This window comes from Bacillus sp. FSL M8-0166 (assembly GCF_038008825.1).
Lineage (GTDB): Bacteria > Bacillota > Bacilli > Bacillales > Bacillaceae > Bacillus > Bacillus safensis.
In genome coordinates, this window is the sequence record NZ_JBBOZZ010000001.1 from 1,339,273 (window position 1) to 1,357,630 (window position 18,358).

17 protein-coding genes are annotated in these 18,358 nt (G+C 41.2%); 2 read left to right on the forward strand and 15 right to left on the reverse strand.

Annotation, left to right across the window (positions count from 1 at the left end; all coding sequences use genetic code 11):
• Window positions 1-27: 27 nt before the first annotated feature.
• The 10 genes from murD to NSS92_RS07185 all read right to left on the reverse strand — a co-directional run bounded on the left by murD (window position 28) and on the right by NSS92_RS07185 (window position 12,915).
• Window positions 28-1,383, reverse strand: coding sequence for a UDP-N-acetylmuramoyl-L-alanine--D-glutamate ligase (gene murD / locus NSS92_RS07140; protein ID WP_340867233.1), 1,356 nt, complete (start codon window positions 1,381-1,383; stop codon window positions 28-30).
• Window positions 1,384-2,358, reverse strand: coding sequence for a phospho-N-acetylmuramoyl-pentapeptide-transferase (gene mraY, locus NSS92_RS07145; RefSeq protein WP_003211854.1), 975 nt, complete (start codon window positions 2,356-2,358; stop codon window positions 1,384-1,386).
• 135 nt (window positions 2,359-2,493) lie between these two features.
• Window positions 2,494-3,969 carry a UDP-N-acetylmuramoyl-L-alanyl-D-glutamate--2,6-diaminopimelate ligase gene (locus NSS92_RS07150; RefSeq protein ID WP_267586194.1) on the reverse strand — a complete coding sequence of 492 codons (1,476 nt, stop codon included), beginning with the start codon at window positions 3,967-3,969 and terminating at the stop codon, window positions 2,494-2,496.
• 211 nt (window positions 3,970-4,180) lie between these two features.
• Window positions 4,181-6,100, reverse strand: coding sequence for a stage V sporulation protein D (locus tag NSS92_RS07155; RefSeq protein ID WP_267586193.1), 1,920 nt, complete (start codon window positions 6,098-6,100; stop codon window positions 4,181-4,183).
• Window positions 6,101-6,228: 128 nt separating this feature from the next.
• The gene (locus NSS92_RS07160) at window positions 6,229-8,379 is read right to left on the reverse strand and encodes a penicillin-binding protein (protein ID WP_340869946.1); all 2,151 of its coding nucleotides are present in this window, start codon (window positions 8,377-8,379) and stop codon (window positions 6,229-6,231) included.
• A 7-nt stretch (window positions 8,380-8,386) separates the two neighbouring features.
• Window positions 8,387-8,734 (reverse strand): cell division protein FtsL, encoded by a 348-nt coding sequence (gene ftsL, locus NSS92_RS07165; protein ID WP_267586192.1) that lies wholly within the window; start codon window positions 8,732-8,734, stop codon window positions 8,387-8,389.
• 37 nt (window positions 8,735-8,771) lie between these two features.
• Window positions 8,772-9,704 carry a 16S rRNA (cytosine(1402)-N(4))-methyltransferase RsmH gene (rsmH, locus tag NSS92_RS07170; RefSeq protein WP_267586191.1) on the reverse strand — a complete coding sequence of 311 codons (933 nt, stop codon included), beginning with the start codon at window positions 9,702-9,704 and terminating at the stop codon, window positions 8,772-8,774.
• 66 nt (window positions 9,705-9,770) lie between these two features.
• A complete protein-coding gene (mraZ, locus tag NSS92_RS07175; protein WP_111911459.1) occupies window positions 9,771-10,202 on the reverse strand; it encodes a division/cell wall cluster transcriptional repressor MraZ in 432 nt (143 codons plus the stop codon).
• A gap of 128 nt (window positions 10,203-10,330) precedes the next feature.
• Window positions 10,331-11,950 carry a bacillithiol biosynthesis cysteine-adding enzyme BshC gene (gene bshC, locus NSS92_RS07180; RefSeq protein ID WP_340867234.1) on the reverse strand — a complete coding sequence of 540 codons (1,620 nt, stop codon included), beginning with the start codon at window positions 11,948-11,950 and terminating at the stop codon, window positions 10,331-10,333.
• A 65-nt stretch (window positions 11,951-12,015) separates the two neighbouring features.
• The gene (locus tag NSS92_RS07185; RefSeq protein ID WP_340867235.1) at window positions 12,016-12,915 is read right to left on the reverse strand and encodes a 2-dehydropantoate 2-reductase; all 900 of its coding nucleotides are present in this window, start codon (window positions 12,913-12,915) and stop codon (window positions 12,016-12,018) included.
• A 210-nt stretch (window positions 12,916-13,125) separates the two neighbouring features.
• Between NSS92_RS07185 and NSS92_RS07190 the strand changes: the two genes are divergently transcribed.
• On the forward strand, window positions 13,126-13,605 hold the full coding sequence (locus tag NSS92_RS07190) for an N-acetyltransferase (protein WP_007499784.1): 480 nt from the start codon (window positions 13,126-13,128) through the stop codon (window positions 13,603-13,605).
• A gap of 46 nt (window positions 13,606-13,651) precedes the next feature.
• Here NSS92_RS07190 and gerR read toward each other — a convergent pair whose 3' ends face one another.
• The 3 genes from gerR to NSS92_RS07205 form a co-directional block, all read right to left on the reverse strand.
• Window positions 13,652-14,191, reverse strand: a complete 540-nt coding sequence (gene gerR / locus NSS92_RS07195; RefSeq protein ID WP_267586188.1) for a sporulation-specific transcriptional regulator GerR — start codon at window positions 14,189-14,191, stop codon at window positions 13,652-13,654.
• Between the two features lie 139 nt (window positions 14,192-14,330).
• The gene (gene rpmF / locus NSS92_RS07200; RefSeq protein WP_008354700.1) at window positions 14,331-14,504 is read right to left on the reverse strand and encodes a 50S ribosomal protein L32; all 174 of its coding nucleotides are present in this window, start codon (window positions 14,502-14,504) and stop codon (window positions 14,331-14,333) included.
• Between the two features lie 21 nt (window positions 14,505-14,525).
• Window positions 14,526-15,044, reverse strand: coding sequence for a YceD family protein (locus tag NSS92_RS07205; RefSeq protein ID WP_019743276.1), 519 nt, complete (start codon window positions 15,042-15,044; stop codon window positions 14,526-14,528).
• A 206-nt stretch (window positions 15,045-15,250) separates the two neighbouring features.
• Here NSS92_RS07205 and NSS92_RS07210 point away from each other — a divergent pair, with 206 nt between their 5' ends.
• Complete coding sequence (locus tag NSS92_RS07210) at window positions 15,251-16,498, forward strand: nucleotidyltransferase (protein ID WP_340867236.1); 1,248 nt, start codon at window positions 15,251-15,253, stop codon at window positions 16,496-16,498.
• A 37-nt stretch (window positions 16,499-16,535) separates the two neighbouring features.
• On the opposite strand, the gene NSS92_RS07215 is transcribed toward NSS92_RS07210, so the two are convergent.
• Entirely contained in the window at window positions 16,536-17,564 is a 1,029-nt protein-coding gene (locus NSS92_RS07215; RefSeq protein WP_340867237.1) for a SepM family pheromone-processing serine protease, read from the reverse strand.
• Window positions 17,565-17,568: 4 nt separating this feature from the next.
• Window positions 17,569-18,348 (reverse strand): patatin-like phospholipase family protein, encoded by a 780-nt coding sequence (locus NSS92_RS07220; RefSeq protein WP_340867238.1) that lies wholly within the window; start codon window positions 18,346-18,348, stop codon window positions 17,569-17,571.
• Window positions 18,349-18,358: the final 10 nt, after the last annotated feature.

Here is an 18,358-nt window from a genome sequence, read left to right on the forward strand (position 1 = left end):
GCTGTCAGTCATATGAGAGACAAGCCCTTATTTAAGCATATGCACGGCGTTTACAAACATGTCTCCACGTTCTTCAAATGTTTTATGCTGATCCCAGCTTGCACAAGCAGGAGATAATAAAATCACGTCTTCTTCTTCAGAAATGTTAAACGCCGCAGGTACTGCTTGTTCAACATTATCGACATGTTTTACGTGATGTATTCCCAGTTCTTCACCAAGCTTCACAAACTTTGGTGCAGTCTCACCAAATGTAATAATTCCTTTTACATTTTTCATAAAAGGTTTCAATTCATCAAATTCATTGCCGCGATCAAGTCCGCCGGCTAATAAAATAGTCGGCTGCTTAAAAGCTGACAATGCTTTACTTGTTGCCAGTATATTAGTGGCTTTACTATCGTTATAGAATTTTCTGCTTTGAATTGTATCTACAAACTGCAGACGATGCTTTACTCCACTAAATGTCGTGAGAACGTGTGCGATTGCTTCATTTGAACAGCCTGCATTTTTCACGACACAAATAGCTGCCAAAATGTTTTCTTGGTTATGCTCACCAGGAAGAACAACATCCTTTAAATCGATGATGTGTTCATTCATGTAGTAGATCGCACCATTTCTAATATACGCACCATGTTCTACTCGCTCTTTCACGGAGAAAAACACTTTTTTTGCTTTTGAAGCTTCAGCCAGTTTTACGACTGATGGATCATCGAGGTTAATGACTGCTATGTCATCATCAAGTTGATGTGCGTAAACTTTCTGCTTTGCTTTTTCATATTCATCACGAGTGTGGTGATAGTCTAAATGTGCATCAAAAATATTTAATATTAAGCTGATTTTAGGTCTGAAGTCAACTGTTCCCATTAACTGAAAAGAAGAGAGCTCTGTTACGATCCACTCATCGCCAGCTGCCTTTGCAGCGACTTCGCTGGCGACTGTTCCAATATTACCTGCCACTAAAGTTTTTTGACTGTCATGTTTCAGCATTTCATAAATCAAAGTCGTGGTAGTGGTTTTTCCATTTGATCCAGTAATCCCAATAAATGGAGCTGAGGTTAAATGATAAGCTAATTCTATTTCCGTCCAAACTGGAATTTGGCGGCGAAGCGCTTCTTGAACCATCACATTTTCATATGGAATTCCCGGATTTTTAATTAAAATTGTAATTTCTTTATCATCGAATATACGAAGAGGATGGCTGCCACAAATGACATCAATCCCCTTTTCAGATAGAAGCTGAGCAGGTTCATTTTCTTCAAACGGCTTTTGGTCATTTACTGTAACATTTACTCCATGCTCATGAAGAATTGAAGCTGCCGCATATCCGCTTTTTGCAAGACCTAATACTAGTACATGTTCGTTTTTTAACATTTGCATCTTATTCAATTATAACCACACCTCGATGTAAATTCCTAAAACAGCAAGTAATAAACCAGCTGTCCAGAAGGTGACAACTACTCTCCACTCAGACCAGCCAACTAACTCATAGTGGTGGTGAAGCGGACTCATCTTAAAGATTCTTTTTCCAGTTGTTTTAAAGGAGATCACTTGAAGAATAACGGATAACGTTTCGACAACAAATACTCCTCCAATAATGACAAGCAAAATTTCAAGCTTTGTTAAAATGGCAATCGCTACAATCGCTCCGCCTAAAGCAAGCGAGCCTGTATCACCCATAAATACTTTTGCAGGATGCGCGTTAAACACAAGAAACCCGAGGACGGCTCCAGCAACAGCTACTGAAAAAATCGCTACATCGTACTGTGATTGATTCCAAGCCAGTATAGCAAAGGCTCCAAAAGCAATAGCTGCGGTTCCAGATAATAGGCCATCCAGTCCATCCGTTAAGTTCACGGCATTAGAACCTCCGACAAGCATGAAAACGACAAGGATAAAGTAAGCCCATCCTAAATCGAAACTGACATCTGTTCCTGGAATGCGAATCGTCGTTGCAAACTGATAATAATGGAAGACTGCATAAAAAATCACAGCGATCACAATTTGACCGATTAATTTCTGCTTCGATGTTAAACCGAGGTTTCGTTTCATCGCTACTTTAATATAATCATCTAAAAATCCTAATAGACCGTAGCCAAGCGTGACAAATAACAATAAAAACATTTCTGGACTAATCTCAGAAAATTTGTTGATCATCACAATCGTCGTAATTGTGATAGAAAAGATAATCATAATTCCGCCCATTGTCGGAGTACCTGATTTCTTTTGGTGAGACTGTGGTCCTTCTTCTCTAATACTTTGACCAAATTTAAGTCTTCTTAAAAACGGAATAAAAATCGGGGATAAAAGAACACTGATTAAAAATCCCATTATGATTGTAAACAATATCACCTGTTCAAGCATCGTTCTTTACTCCTTCCGAATTTCCAAAGCCGTTTTCCATCAGAAAATTGCATTCATTATTAAGGTATTCATTCGCGTTCTTCGTATGTTGTTTTTGTACAAAATGCTTCATTTCATTACACTCTTTTCATCATTTTAAGATTTGTTTAGATCTAAAATAGCGTCCATAGCAACCTTTGCATCATCAAAATCGTAAACTTGATCGCCAACGATTTGATATGTCTCATGACCTTTACCCGCTATTAAGACTGTATCGCCTTTTTTCGCATTGGCAATCGCAAAAAAGATGGCTTGTTTACGATTCACAAAGCTATGATAATATGCGTCTGGCACCCCATTTTCCATATCCTTTAAAATAGCTGAAGGATCTTCGCTTCTTGGGTTGTCTGATGTAAATACAGGCTCATCTGCATACTTCACAGCGATTTGGGCCATTTGAGGACGCTTTGTTTTATCACGGTCACCGCCGCAGCCTATCACACAGAAAATTTTGCCCTCTGTTAATTCTCTACACGTTGTAAGGACATTTTCTAAACTGTCAGGTGTATGGGCGTAATCAACGATGACAGGGAAATCTTGATCACAGTTCACAAGTTCAAATCGGCCTTTGACTCCCTCCAGCTCTTCAATAGCACTCACAATCGTTTCAAATGTTAAGCCAGATACGATCCCTACTGATACCGCTGCTAGGATGTTGTACACATTAAACTTTCCGATGAGGGCAACTGTCACATTTTTTGTGCCAATTGGAGTGATCAAATCAAATTGAGTTCCCTTCGGCTTGATTTGAATATTCTTTGCCATGACATCTGCTTCTTGCTCTAAGCCATATGTCATGACTTCAGCAGCTGTAACTTTTTCATAATAACTCGAAGCGTCATCATCTGCATTTAAAATCGCATGCTTCGGCTTATCGTGATGAAAGGCACTGCCAAGCTGTGAGAATAGCAAGCTTTTCGCATGTTTATATTCTTCCATTGTGTTGTGGTAGTCAAGATGGTCCTGCGAAAGGTTTGTGAATACGGCAATATCATAATCACATCCATGAACCCTGCCAAGATGCAGTGCATGTGATGATACTTCCATAATGGCTGTGTCTACATCTTGATCAAGCATCTTTTTAAAGGTTTTCTGAAGTGTGACACTTTCAGGTGTGGTGTTTTTCACATCGAGAATGTCATCATTCACCTTCATATACATCGTACCGATTAAGCCTGTTTTCTTTTCGGCTTTTCTCATCATTTGTTCAATCATGTGTGTTGTGGAAGTTTTTCCGTTTGTTCCTGTGATCCCAATGAGATTCAGCTTATGAGTTGGCTGCTCGTAAAACGCATCAGCTATTCTTGCAAGAGCTCTTTGAGAGTGTTTCACAATAATGACTGGTACATCTGTTATGTTAAGAGGGTGTTCTGCTACAATCGCTGCAGCCCCGCTTTTCACCGCTTTTTCAGCATAATCGTGTCCATCTACTGTATAGCCTTTTATACAGACAAAAAGGCTTCCTTTTTTCACCTCTCTTGAATCCATTTCAATGGAAGTGATATCAGGATTTTCGTTTATTAATTCGTTGTTTTCACTTTTAAAGTATGTAAGGAGTTCTTGTAATTTCATTTCATATCAAACCTCTCAAATTCGTTCACGTGCATGTCTTGTGAAAAAAACACACAGTCTATATTTTATCGTAAAAAAAAGGATACATCCAGCGTATTCCTTAAGTTTCTCTTGGAAAAAACACACTTTAGGCTCTTTTTTTCAAACAGACCTTCTCTTTCAACAAAAAGAGGCAGCCGAATGAGTGCGGCTACCCTCTGTTCATTCTTTATTATTCATCGTTTAAGTATAATCTGATGGTGGAGCCTTCCTTGACCTTTGTCCCGGCAGCAGGTGATTGCTTCACCACTTTACTGCCAGTTCCAGAAGCATCGATCTTAAGGTTAATCAGGAGGGATTCAAGATCTGAAACAGATCCCCCTACAAGATTCGGTACTTCAATGGTTTTTGTGTCCAGCCACTGGTACTTCTTTTCAATTTGTCCTTTTCTTTTTTTCACACCCATCTCAGGCAGGCTGTCCCGCATAATATGACCAACAATTGGTGCAGCAACTGTCCCGCCAAATTGAATGGTGCCTTTCGGGTTATCTACAGCCACATATACAACGATACTTGGATCATCAGCAGGCGCAAATCCGATAAACGACACAATGTGGTTATTTTCCATGTACTTGCCGTCCTTTACCTTCTGTGCTGTCCCTGTTTTTCCGCCAACTCGATATCCTTCAACAAATGCATTTCGGCCAGTCCCTTGAGCGACTACACTTTCAAGCGCATATCTGATTTCTTTTGATGTTTCTGCTGAAATCACTTTCTTTTTGGCAATCGGCGATTGCTTTTTCACAACCTCTTTTGTGATTGGATCTATCCATTCTTTTGCAATGTACGGCGTGTAAAGTGTTCCGCCATTTACCGCAGCTGCTACGGCAGCCACTTGCTGTATCGGCGTAACAGATACACCTTGACCAAAGGCAGTTGTCGCCTGCTCTACAGGACCAACCCGGTCCAGCGGGAACAAAATGCCTCGCCCTTCCCCTTGAAGATCGATTCCTGTTTTTTGGCCAAACCCGAAATTTTTAATATAGGAAAATAATTTATCCTTTCCTAGACGGTCGCCTAGCTCAACAAAGCCAGGGTTACAGGAGTTTTGAACCACTTCTAAAAATGACTGTGATCCGTGTCCGCCTTTTTTCCAGCACCTAAGTCTTGCACCATCAACTGTCACAGATCCCCTGTCAAAAAAATGATCGCGTTTTAAATTGACTTTTTTCTCTTCTAGTGCTGCTGCAAGTGTAATAATTTTAAATGTCGAACCTGGTTCATATGTGCTCCACACCGGTAAATTTCGGTTAAACACTTTCGGGTCAACTGATTGATAGTCCGCTGGATCAAAATCCGGTCTGCTTGACATCCCAAGCACTTCACCGTTCTTCGGATTCATCGCAATCGCAATCATGCCATCTGGGTTATATTTTGCCTGCGCATTGTCTAATTCCCGTTCTATAATGGTTTGCACTTTCGCATCGACAGTTAATTTCATATCAAGACCATCTTTAGGCGGTGTATAATCATCTGCTTCATCTGGCATTTTTTGCCCTTTTGCATCGGAATAGAACTTGACAGAGCCTTTTTCACCTTTTAGGTCATCGTCATAATAGGCTTCCAGTCCAAGTAACCCTTGATTATCAATTCCAGCGAAGCCAAGCACATGAGAAAGAAAACTGCCGAACGGATAGTGTCTGATGCTGTCTTCCGCAACATAAACGCCATCTAAATCAAGCTCTCTGACTTCTTTTGCTTTTTCATGAGATACTTTTCTCCCTTCTGGAGAAATTCGTTCTATTGATGTTTTCTTTGTGACGTGCTTGTACGCTTTCTCCTCAGACATATTCAGTACTGCCGCCAGTTTCTTGCTTGTTTCTGCAGGATCTTTAATTTGCCGGGGGACGACCAATATAGATGGGGCACTTTTATTCGTTGCAAGCTCTACCCCATTTCGGTCCAAAATATCTCCCCTTTCTGGTTCGAACGGGAGGTTCCGGCTCCATGAGTCTTTTGCTAAACTTGTCAGCTTCTCGCCCATAATAAACTGTACATATCCTAATCTAGTATCTATGATGAAAAAAATGATCACCCCAAACAGCAGCACGAAAAGCAATCGTTTTCTCACTGTTACACTTGATACTCGCACGCCCGGTTCACTCCTTACATACATATGGCTTGTTTCCATCATATGCAGGCCCGTCCTTATGTAGAACGTCTCGTCTACCCTGCTCGGCAAAAGAAAAAACCTAGCAAGTCGTTTGCTAGGTTTTGCAATTAATTCGGGCTTTTAAATGTCACAGTGACGACTTTATCTGAAATCTCCGCTCCACTTTTCACACTTTGTTTGACAGCATATCCTTGTCCCTTTGTTTCTATATGCACACCGGAAATGGAGGCATATTGAAGGACTTCCCTTCTCGACCAGCCTGTCATATCAGGCATCTTCATGGTTTTTCCTGCTGTTTTCAAGAAGACTTTCTGGCTTTCAGAGAATTCAGAGCCTGCACTTGGCCACTGTCGTTTAATGGAGAGGCCGTCGCCGATGACAATAGGCGTTAAGTTTTTATTTTTGGCTTCTGTTTCCGCCTGCTTCACTTCTAAATCTAGGAATGAAGGCATTGTTTCTTGTTTCACTTTTTGTTCGCCTGATTTTTTATCGTCTGTTTTGGTTGGTGCAATATTTAAATATAGCAGACTATTTTTCATCACTGGGTTAAAGATTTGTGCAACTGGGGCAGAGCCTGTTTCTGTGTCAGACAGCTGCGGCTGCTGTACAGCCACATAAACGAGCAGCTTCGGATCATCTTTTGGCGCCATTCCCATAAATGAAAAGACGTAATCGTTTCTTCCCTGGAGGTAACCGCCGGCACCGCCAATTTGTCCTGTACCTGTTTTTCCAGCAACGTCAAAGCCTTTGATTTGGTAAGGCTGACCTGTTCCAATCTTCGAAGAAACAACCTCACCTAAAATTTCACGGACTTGCTTTGCTGTATCAGAGGAAATTGGTTTTCCAGCTACTGTTGGTTCGTGCTGTAAAATCGTTTTGTTTGTGTTCGGGTCTGTAATATGATCAATGACATATGGCTTCATCATCGTTCCGCCGTTCGCTACCGCTGTCGCTGCTTGGATTTGTTGAATCGGTGTAATAGCAGACGCTTGACCATAAGCCGTCGATGCTTTGTCATATTCGTACCTGTAATTGATTTTACTAGACGCTTCGTTCGGCAAGTCAATGCCTGTTTTGTCATAGAAATGGAATTTTTGCAAATATTGTTCGTATCGCGTGAAGCCTAGTTTTTCTTTTGCCAGCTTTGCAAAAGCTACGTTTGACGAACGGAGAACCCCTTGATGAAAGTCAATTTTTCCCCAGCCATTTCCGTTGTTGTGGTCTCTTACAAGGCCGCCGCCTACTTTATAAGTACCAGATTGATATTTATCATTGCCTTGGTAGACCCCTTCTTGGATCGCCGCAGCAAGTGTAAAGATTTTCATCGTTGAACCTGGCTCAAACGCATATGAAATGACATCATTGTTATAATTCGTAATGTCTAATTCATTTAAATTAAAGCTTGGCCGCTGTCCCATCGCGAGCACCTTTCCCGTTTTTGGGTCAACGACTGTGGCAATGATTTTCTTCGGCTTATATTTTTTGGCAACCTGCGTCATACTTTCTTCAAGGAACGCTTGAATTTTTTGATCGATAGTCAGCGTGACGTTTTTTCCATCCTTCGGAGCGACAATGTCTTCTTTACTATTTGGAAGTGCCCATCCGCTTCTGTCACTGTTATATGTCACATAGCCGTCTTTTTCTTTTAAATATTTGTTCAGCGCCTTCTCAAGTCCCATCGCGCCTGACATGTCCTTCGTCGCCTCATCTAATCTTGCATAACCGATCAGATTCGAAGCAAACATGCCGTTTGGATAATATCGCTTCGTGTCTTTTTCAAAAGCGATCCCTGGAAGCTTCAGCTTTTCAATTTTTTCCTTTGTTGAAAAACTGATGTCTTTCCCAGCTTTACCAAACTCAACTTGGAACGCATCTTTTGTATTCAGACGCTTTAAAATTTCGCTTTCGCTCATATCAATTACTTTTGACAGCTCTTTTGCTGTCTTTTCTTTGTCGACGACATGCATTGGGTGCTTTGGATCGACCGTCATTTTCTTGCTCATGACCGCAATGAGCTTATAGACAGACGTATCCTCTGCAATCACATTCCCATTTCGGTCTAAAATAGACCCTCTTTTGGCTTCAAGTGTTTTCTTCGATTGATATTGTTCATTTGCCTTTGCAGCTAACACTTGACCATCGACCGTTCCTGTAATCTGAATATAAATAAAACGTGCAAGGATGATAAAGAAAAACAGGGCGAAGCAAATACTCGCAATTGCCGCGCCTCTGTTCATCATTTTATTCTTTTTAGGCATCGCCATCTTAATCGACCTTCTTAACATCTTTCGAAATGCTTAAGCCTGCTTTTTTCGCAGCTTCGATGATTCTTTCTGGTTCACTCAGCAAGTCTTTTTCCTTTTGAAGCTCAGTGATCTTCTTCGATTCTAAAGATACTTGCTGTTCTAATTTCTGTACTTCAATATTAGCGTGATAGACAGCAAAGGCTTTAGAAATGATGAGAATGGAGCTGCACATAAGAGCCATGACAAACATGACAAGTAAGATTTTTTCACCAAGTGTGATAGAACCTCTTCTTTTAATAACAACCGGTTGGCCTTGCTGCTCTGTTTGATATTGTTTTACTTCTCTTTGGTAAGCCAAATTACTCATAAGAAACCTCCTTTTTATCATCATCTATGGTGTCGTATTACTTTTTTTCTGCAATTCGGAGCTTCGCTGAACGGGCACGGTTGTTATGTTCCAGCTCTTGTTCTGATGCAACGATTGGTTTTCTCGTGATCAGCTTCAGCTTTGGTTCAAGTCCTTCTGGAATCACTGGTAGTCCGTGCGGAAGTTCTGGAAGAGAAGACATTTCTTTAAATGTACTTTTACAAATCCGGTCTTCAAGTGAATGGAATGTAATGACAGAAATTCTCCCCTTCGGATTGAGTAACTCTATTGCTTGTTCTAGTGCTTCTTCAAAAACTTTCAATTCATCATTTACGGCAATTCGGATCGCTTGAAACACTCTTTTTGCTGGATGTCCGCCAGTTCGTCTTGCAGGTGCGGGAATTCCTTCTTTGATAATGTCGACAAGCTCACCTGTTGTTTCAATTGGCGCTTTTTTTCTAGCTTCTTCAATTTTGCGTGCGATTTGCTTGCTGAATTTTTCTTCCCCATATTTGTAGAAAATCCGAACTAGATCTTCAAATGGCCATTCATTCACCACTTGTTTTGCCGACAATGCGGCTGTTTGATCCATTCGCATGTCAAGAGGTGCATCATGGTGATAACTAAAGCCTCTCTCTGGTGTGTCGAGCTGAGGAGATGAAACCCCAAGGTCAAAAATCACACCGTCTACGCTTGTAATACCTTGTTCATTCAGACGTTCTTTTAAATATCGGAAGTTGCTTTTTATGAAAAGAATGTTCGCTTTAGAATCCGCGAGCTTCTCTCGTGCATGATCCAGTGCAGCATCGTCTTGGTCAAATCCAATCAATGACCCTTTTTCTGATAGTTGAGAAAGTAAATATGAGCTATGACCTGCTCCGCCTAGCGTGCAGTCTACATATGTACCGTCTTCTTTGACGTTTAAACCGTCAACTGTTTCTTTTAATAATACTGTCTCATGTTGAAACATGATGTTATGGTCCCACCTTTTTCAAATAGAAATGAATGTGTAGAAAGCTTGCTGCACAAGGGATTATTATATATCAAATCCAATCATGTTTTCAGCAATTTCAGCAAAAGAATCTTCTTGCTTTTCTGTATATTGTTCCCAGATCGACTTACTCCACAACTCAATTCGATTTGAAACGCCGATGACCACACATTCTTTTTCGAGTTTTGCATATTGGAGTAGGTTTGATGCGATGTTAATACGCCCCTGCTTGTCCAGATCGCATTCAACTGCGCCAGAGAAGAAGAACCGGGTAAACGCACGTGCATCTTTTTTCGTTAGCGGCAGTGCTTTGAGTTTCTCTTCAATTAGTTTCCACTCACTCATAGGGTAGCCAAATAAACATTGATCAAGCCCTCTCGTCAGCACAAACTGTTCTCCGAGACCGTCTCTAAATTTAGCAGGGATGATCATGCGCCCTTTTGTATCAATCGTATGTTGGTATTCACCCATGAACATGATAATCAGAGCCCCACTTTCTCACCCTTACTCTCCACTATCCACCACTTCTCTCCACAAAACTTATTTTACACTGTTTCTACATAAAAAAAAACCCTGAACTAGTCAGGGTTCATTAAAACTTTATTTCAAAGTTTGACAATTTGCTGCTTGTTTTGAAATGAAAATGGCAGATTTTTGAACGTTTTGAAGAATTCTGGACCATATTTGTTTAAAAAGTACATGATATTCCAAATTCTTTCTTGCGGGGCATCTAATGGTTTTAAGCTGTTTTCAATCCGTTCAAAATCTCGAAGGATATATCCTTCCTTCTCTTCCACACGCTGCGCTACCTTTTGATAAACAAATTGAAGCTGGTCTTCGATAAATTTGGCATTTTTATCTAGCAGCTGCTCGAAGTTTGGTTCAACCTCCAGTGCTTCTTGCCTCAATACACCATGAACATTCGCTAATTCACGTTTCGCCTGATCAACGGCTTGAACAAAGCTGTCTGGAAGGCTTTGCTCAAAGTGAGCCTCTTTCTTTTCTTTCACTCCGCTTGTGAGCACTTCTTCTACAGAAAGTTCTCTGACCGGCAACTTCTTATCGATGTGCCTTTCAAGAATGGTCACGTGCAGTCTTGGAAGAACAGGTGCCATCTTTAATTCAAAGTGCTCAAAAATTCCTTTCAGCTCTCCCCAATAGTTGACTTCACCGTGTCCTGCCATAAAAGCAAGTGTTGGAAGAAGGGTTTCCTGCATTAAGGGACGCGTCACCACATTGTTGCTGAACCGTTCTGGGTGCTCCTCAATTTCCTGCAAAAGCTCTTCTTTTGTCCATGTAAGCCCCACTTCTGATATAGAAAACTGGCCGTTCTCTTTTTCAATAAGGAAACGCTCCTCATCATATTCGTAAAACAGGTTCGCCTGATTATCACCAGCTTCAATGATCGGCTGATATCCTGCTCGTTTCATGGCAGCCTGCGTTTCATTCAAGCGAGCTGTGACCGCATCATTTGTCTCGACAATGTGCTTGAATAACGTACGCTCAAGTGGTTTGACGCCTAAGTCTCCTGAATTAAATAGAAGCAGTCCATCTTCTTCAAAAAGGTCACATACAATCCATTCAAAGAAATCCGTAAACGTTTGTGATTTGCGTAAACATCGAAGAAGCTGATCAAGCAAGTCATTTGTATATGCAGATTCTTCATACGTTGAAAACACATCGCGGAGCCATTTCTCTGTTTTTTCTTGATGCAGAGGTGTTCTTTTGGCAGCAGTTTTTTTGACGTTATGTAATGGCAGCTTTTGCTTGACTGGACCTTTTTCGCCGGATGTGTAGACAAAATTAATTTCATCTACGTCATGATCCTCACCTGCTACCCAAAAGACTGGAATCACAGGAACGCCAAGCGCTGATTCTTTTTCCTTTGCGAACTGAATAATGGATATGATTTTATGTATGGTATAAAGCGGTCCTGCCAGTAGGCCTGCCTGCTGCCCTCCAACTACCATGACACTCCGTTCGTCACGGATCTTTTCAATGTTCTGACGCATCGCTGCCGATTCAAACTTTGCATGGTATGCGCTCATATAATCCGCTAAAGCCTCGCGCGGGAAGCTCATTTCCATGAGATCGTCGTATCTCTTTTTCCATGTGTGCTCAGAATGTATATCATAATCAAAAAAAGCAGTCATCTCTTTTTTTTCTTCTATATAATCACGTATGAATAAATTCTGACTTCGGATGGAAAGTTCAGTCAATTGCATGTTTAGAACTTCCTTTCTTCAATAAATAGTTAGTTTCCCGAAAAAAGTATAGCATGTAAATGAGCTCACTCAAAAGATTTTGTTTGCTTTTTTTCCAATACTTCCAAGTTTCGATTGAAGAAAGTAAGATGCGGGGCCAGAATCTCTTGAGCTTGAGCCTTTTTTAAAAGATAGCCAACGATGGCTTTTCTTTCAGTTTCACGGCCTTTGACGATATCTTGAAGCATTGACGATTGATTGGCGGCCGTTTTCTTACAAATTGAAACGACGTGTGACCAGAGCCGCTCTTTTTCAGGCAGACCTAGAATGGACAATGCTTCTTCAAATGCACATTTCATCATGTATTCATATGAAGGATTTGCGATCAATTCCCCATTTTTCACATGCAATAAAGCCGTGAGCGGGTTAATGCAGACATTGACTAGCAGTTTTTCCTCCAGCACTTTTTTCCATTCATCCGTATAAATCATCTGAAAATGGGCCGGCGTTTCATTCAAAGCATTTCTCACAGCAGCTGCATCGTCAGGATGAAAAGCTCCCCACTTGATGACACCAATCCCTGTATGGTTCACTGCATGGTCTGATACCTTCATGGCCCCGTGCTCTACGACACCTATATATATCGAATGCGACGTGTCCCAGTTTTCTAAATCTAATAAGTGGGCCATTCCATTCTGTAAAAATAAGATTCGCTGACGAGGTAATGTCGATAGCTCATCAAGTACCTCTTGCAAATGGTGATATTTCACCGTCACAATAAGCAGATCAAATACACCGGTAATCCCTGCCCTTGCCTCGGCAGCCGACCGGAATGTCTCTCCTTTTACCGTTCGCTTAATTCCTAATGTTCGAATCTCCTCTGCCTGTTCTTTTCTTCTTGTCAAAACAGTGATGTCATGATGCTGTGATAAATAACTGGCACAAAGCAGACCAATCGCACCGCCGCCAATGATTCCAATGTTCAACTGCCGCACTTCCCTTTTTCTGTTTACTTTATCATATCAATCATTTTAACAGTTTCATGCCGCGATGCAAAAAGCAGATAGCGCGCCACGATTGAATTTTTTTAATTTAAAAACTATAATAATAAGTGTAAAAACTTTTTGAGGCGGATGGGATGAAAACGCCTTCAATGACATCACTGTCGACATTATGTGTGTAAGGGGGAAGATCATATGACACAAGTAAAACGACTTCTAATCAATTACAAAACTTTAGAGGAATTTAAACAATTTAAGGAATATGGTATACAAGAACTATCCATGCTTGAAGACCTTGAAAGTAATATGATTGAAAATGACAGCAACTCTCCATTTTATGGAATTTATTTTGGAGATAAGCTGGTCGCACGTATGAGCCTTTATCAAGTGGACGGCTCGACGACAACGTATTTTGACCACAATCATGATTATTTAGAGCTGTGGAAGCTGGAAGTGCTTCCTGGGTATCAGCGTAAAGGGTACGGCGAAGCACTTGTTGATTTTGCCAAATCTTTCGGACTGCCAATCCGGACCAATCCACGCGTCAAATCTGCTGGTTTTTGGGATAAAATGGGCTTTGAAGCAGTAAAATATGATATGGAACGCGATAAAGGTGAAAATCCACTCATTTGGGAACCTGCCCATATTCAAAAGAATACAGGTGAATCCGCATAATCAATGATGGCAAAACGCCCCTCCTTTCTCTGTGAGGGGCGTTTTCTTATTTAGCATATTCTTTTAAGTTGATATTCTGTTTGACTCTTTCAACAATCCCAATGAGTGCCCGGTAATCTTCTTCTGTCATTTTTAATTGCCGCTTCAAATGTTCATTTTCTTTCGTGAGCGACTTCAGTTGATGCTGCGTGTCCGCCAGTTCTTCGCGTAAATAAGCAGAGCCAGCCGGTTCTTTTTCAAGCTTCTCTAAAAACTGAATCACTTCTCGTAAGGTCAATTCAGCCTGATCGGAAGATGCTTTCTCTTCTATGGTTAACGTATTTTGCGGTAAACCCGAGGAATGAATTCCAATCTTTTTACGCAGTTCTTTCCGCTGTTTTTTCGCCAGCTCAATGCCTGCTTGATATTGTTTTCTGACGTATGAGTTCCATCTGAATCCACATGCTGCAGCTGTTCTTGACAATGCTTTCCCGACTTCCTCAAATGCGGAAAGCTGCGTTCCTCCATCTCGAATGTGCCTTAAGACGACTTCTGCTAAAAGTAAATCTTCATCTTGTGTCCATGCGTCCTGCCTTGTAATCGTCAATTGATCATCCCCCCTGAATCTGAATACCACATCATATGCGCTTACTAGAGTAGATAGACTATTTGCAGGAGAGAAACCTAAAAAAATAGACAAATAAAAAAACGCAAGGGAAGATTCCCTTACGCTTTTTTATCAAGCATTAGTTGCTTTTTACGTCTTTGCCTTTGTATGTTCCGCAAGATTTGCAGACACGATGAGAAATTTTCATTTCACCGCATTCTGGGCAAGCTACCATACCAGGTACTTGTAGTTTGAAATGCGTACGACGCAATCTTTTTTTCATTTTAGAAGTTCTTCTAAAAGGTACAGCCATTATTCCCACCTCCTTAAAGAGTTAAGATTCATTATTTTCTTCTAAGAGCTTCTTCAAGCCTTCCAGACGCGGATCAATTCGGTTTTGATGTGCATCTTCCGAAATGACCGCCCAGTCATTCCCTTCCTGTGGTGCAGCACCTTTTACGTCTGTTTGGTCGCAAAAGATTTGCATCGGCACTTCAAGAAGAATTTCTTCCTTGACTATAGGCGTTAAGTCGATGATATCGTCTTCTACAACAGATACGTCTTCATCTTCTATATCGTCTGTCTTATGAAGTACAAATAGTTCTTTCGTTGAAATCGCAAATGGATAATTTACATCAACAAGCGTTCTTGAACAAGGCAATGTCATTTCACCTGTGATGGTTAAATCAAATGCGACTTGCTTTGATTCGATCACTCCAGTCCCTTTCACCTCTACTGGCGAAATACGACGTATATCTGAATGAAGGCTAGTAAGTTCATTTAAGTCAACCGTCTCATGAAAATCGAAGCTGTTTTTAGCTTTTTGATGTAACTGATAAACTGTCCATTTCAATTGTATCACCTCTAAGAGCAACAAACATGATTATAGCTTTCATCATGCTATTTGTCAATATTTTTTCTTTACAGTCCTTTGTGATGTCAGAGCGTTGTTTGACATCAGTTCACGGAATGCCTACACTGAAAAAAATGGGCTTCATTTTTCCCTTATGCTACTGTAGCATAGACCATTTAACCATAGCAAGAAAGGCGGAACATCTATTGAAAGCAACAGGAGTCGTTGTCGAGTACAATCCATTTCATTATGGACATGCCTATCATGTTCGCCAGGCGAAAACACATACCTCCTCAGATGTAGCCATTGCCGTCATGAGCGGATCCTTTCTCCAGCGCGGAGAGCCTGCTATCGTCTCCAAATGGGCACGAACAAAAATGGCATTGCAAAACGGTGTAGACATCGTGTGCGAGCTTCCATACATCTATGCAGTGCAAAAGGCAGAAACCTTTGCAAACGGCGCTGTGTCTATTCTAGATGCTTTAAAATGCCGCTCCCTTTTTTTCGGAAGTGAGGACGGAGACATCAAAGCATTTGAGCGAACAGCTCACGCTTGGCATAAGAAAAAAGAAGAAATTGATCTTTTCACAAAAGCAAAGGTCAAAGAAGGCCTTAGTTATCCAGCAGCCGCTGTTGCTGCGTTTCAAGAGGTCATTGATCCTAAACACTTGCTGGATCTGTCTAGGCCTAATAACATTTTAGGTTTCCATTATGTCAAAGCCATCTTAGAGAGATCTCCTCACATGCAGCCCTTTACCTCTCAAAGAATTGCATCCGGTTATCATGATCAAGAGCTTCCTGAACATCAGAAAATTGCAAGCGCAACAAGCATCCGAAAAGCCTTAAAAGAGAACGGTTCATTTGATACTGTCGCCTCTTATCTCCCAGAAGCTTCGCTTAAGCAATTACATGACTATTATTCTTCTTATGATCTTTTACATACACAAGAAGACTATTTCAGCTTCTTAAAACATGTGTTTCACACAATGGATACAGCAGAACTAGAAGGCATCTATGAAATTGAAGAAGGCATCGAACACCGCATGCAAAAGGCGATCACACATGCGTCCTCCTACGAGGAATATCTATCACTTGTGAAAACAAAACGATATACATGGACAAGGCTGCAGCGGATGAATACGCACCTTTTAATGAGGGTGAAGAAAACGGTCATGCATGAGCTGCTAAAGGAAAAACAAGCACCATACATTCGGTTGCTTGGTATGTCAAAGAAAGGTCAGCAATACTTATCTATTGTAAAAAAGGAATTGGACGTACCGCTTGTCAGCAAGCTGTCTTCCTTTTCACATCCTGCCCTTGATCTTGACATTCGCGCTTCCAGCGTCTTCAGTCTTCCGATCAGCGAACCAATGCAAACAAAGTTAACAGAAGCAGAATTTAAAACCTCACCGATCCGCTATGATGAAGAGACTGGTCTCTTCCAATCTCGATAAAAAGAGCAGCCTTTGATGAAGGCTGCTCTTTTTTCACTTAAGATGATTTCTCTTTTAACTTGTTTAAATAATTCAGTGCGTCCTGCATTGTGTCCACAGGAACGATTTTCATATCACTTTTAATATCTTTCGCTGTTTTCACTGCATTTTTGTAGTCTGAATTTGGATCACCTTTATCGTTTGGTGCAAAGAAGATATCTTTTCCTGCTTTATCTGCTGCAACGACCTTTTGATCAATTCCGCCAATTGGCCCGACCGTACCATCAGCGTCAATCGTTCCAGTCCCTGCAATCGCATAGCCATGTGTTTCGTCTTCTTTCGTCAGCTGGTTATAAATTTCAAGTGACATCATTAAACCTGCCGACGGGCCGCCGATATTTTCAATATCGACCTTAATGGAAGGCGAGACTTTCACATTTCGGTCTGTAAATAATGATACGCCAATTCCAACTCGATTTGGCTCTTCTTTAAAAGGTTTTAACTTCACTTTCTGCGTGATATCCTTGCCGTTTCGTTCAAGGACAAAACGGACAGATGTACCAGCTTTTCGACTGCTGATATACGAAACCATTTTATCAGCAGAATCATACGTCTTGCCATCAACGCTTTTAATCCGGTCGCCCACTTCAATTTTACCGTAAGCAGGCATGCCTTTCATGACGTAGCTCGCATATACCCCATTAAACGTATAATCTACTTTTTTGCCTGCTTTTGTATACGCTGCAATCATGGCATTTTCTTGAGAGCTTTTCATCAGCTGAAGCTGCCTTTTCATATAATCTTCATCCGACTCTCCGTCCGCTTTAATATTTTCTTCTGGGACGATCTCGTCATATTTATTCATTTTCGCAAGCAAATACGTATACGGATTGGCTGGACCGACTTTTATCGTCATAAGAGAGAAGCTGCCCTTCTCGCCGTATCCACCGTCCACTTGAATGTGAGGGGCAATCTCTGTTGCATCACCCGGCTTTGTCACGTAATACGGCAGTTTGACAAAAGTTAAGCCAAATAAGACAAGAACAACGACAAAAAAGCTGAGCCAGCGAATATTCAATTTTTTCATTCGATTAACACTCCCATTTATCAATGACATCTTTCAGTTTACCTGCTAGTTGATCTGCGGCGAGCTCACCAGCTGCAATCATCTCCTGAACCTGTGTGAACGAACTAGAGCTAAATGTTTCAAGCCTCGGCCGGATCATGAGATCTGCATGAATGGTTTGATGACGAACCAATTCATTTTGAAGGATGTCCAAACTTTGCATAATCACATCCGATAATCTCGTCGCCTTTTCTGTTTTTTTCACCCTTGATACATCCGAGGCGATGATAAGGTCTGCGCCCATTTCTTTTAAAACAGACACAGGAATGCGGTCAACAACCGCTCCATCCACCAGCTGTCTGCCGCCCATTTCGTGAGGAACAAACACGCCTGGAATGCTGATGCTTGCTCTGACTGCTTGTGAGACAGACCCTTCTTTAAACACAACCTTCTCCCCTGTTTCGAGGTCACAGGCAACCACCGCAAGGGGCATTCTTAATTCTTCGAATTTTTTCCCATATGTAAACGTGTGAATCAGCTGCAAAATTCGATTTCCTTTTAAAAGACCGATTTTTGGCAGTGTATAGTCAGCATAATACTTTCTTCTGAAGACAAGTGCAAGTTTTTTCATTTTTTCTACGTCTTGTCCTGCCGCATAAAAGCTCCCAACAAGTGCGCCAATACTGCTTCCAGCAATCATATCTACCTGTATTCCTTGCTTCTCAAGACTAGACAATACCCCGATATGCGCCATTCCCCTCGCACCCCCGGAGCCTAGTGCAAGCCCGATGATCGGTCGCTTCATGAAAATCCAC

What these genes read in the sequence shown, in the direction of transcription:
- mraY (WP_003211854.1), bottom strand. Translation starts at nt 2,358, where the DNA reads ATGCTTGAACAGGTGATATTGTTTACAATCATAATGGGATTTTTAATC.
- NSS92_RS07150 (WP_267586194.1), bottom strand. Translation starts at nt 3,969, where the DNA reads ATGAAATTACAAGAACTCCTTACATACTTTAAAAGTGAAAACAACGAA.
- NSS92_RS07160 (WP_340869946.1), bottom strand. Translation starts at nt 8,379, where the DNA reads ATGCCTAAAAAGAATAAAATGATGAACAGAGGCGCGGCAATTGCGAGT.
- ftsL (WP_267586192.1), bottom strand. Translation starts at nt 8,734, where the DNA reads ATGAGTAATTTGGCTTACCAAAGAGAAGTAAAACAATATCAAACAGAG.
- rsmH (WP_267586191.1), bottom strand. Translation starts at nt 9,704, where the DNA reads ATGTTTCAACATGAGACAGTATTATTAAAAGAAACAGTTGACGGTTTA.
- mraZ (WP_111911459.1), bottom strand. Translation starts at nt 10,202, where the DNA reads ATGTTCATGGGTGAATACCAACATACGATTGATACAAAAGGGCGCATG.
- bshC (WP_340867234.1), bottom strand. Translation starts at nt 11,950, where the DNA reads ATGCAATTGACTGAACTTTCCATCCGAAGTCAGAATTTATTCATACGT.
- NSS92_RS07190 (WP_007499784.1), top strand. Translation starts at nt 13,126, where the DNA reads ATGACACAAGTAAAACGACTTCTAATCAATTACAAAACTTTAGAGGAA.
- rpmF (WP_008354700.1), bottom strand. Translation starts at nt 14,504, where the DNA reads ATGGCTGTACCTTTTAGAAGAACTTCTAAAATGAAAAAAAGATTGCGT.
- NSS92_RS07215 (WP_340867237.1), bottom strand. Translation starts at nt 17,564, where the DNA reads ATGAAAAAATTGAATATTCGCTGGCTCAGCTTTTTTGTCGTTGTTCTT.
- NSS92_RS07220 (WP_340867238.1), bottom strand. Translation starts at nt 18,348, where the DNA reads ATGAAGCGACCGATCATCGGGCTTGCACTAGGCTCCGGGGGTGCGAGG.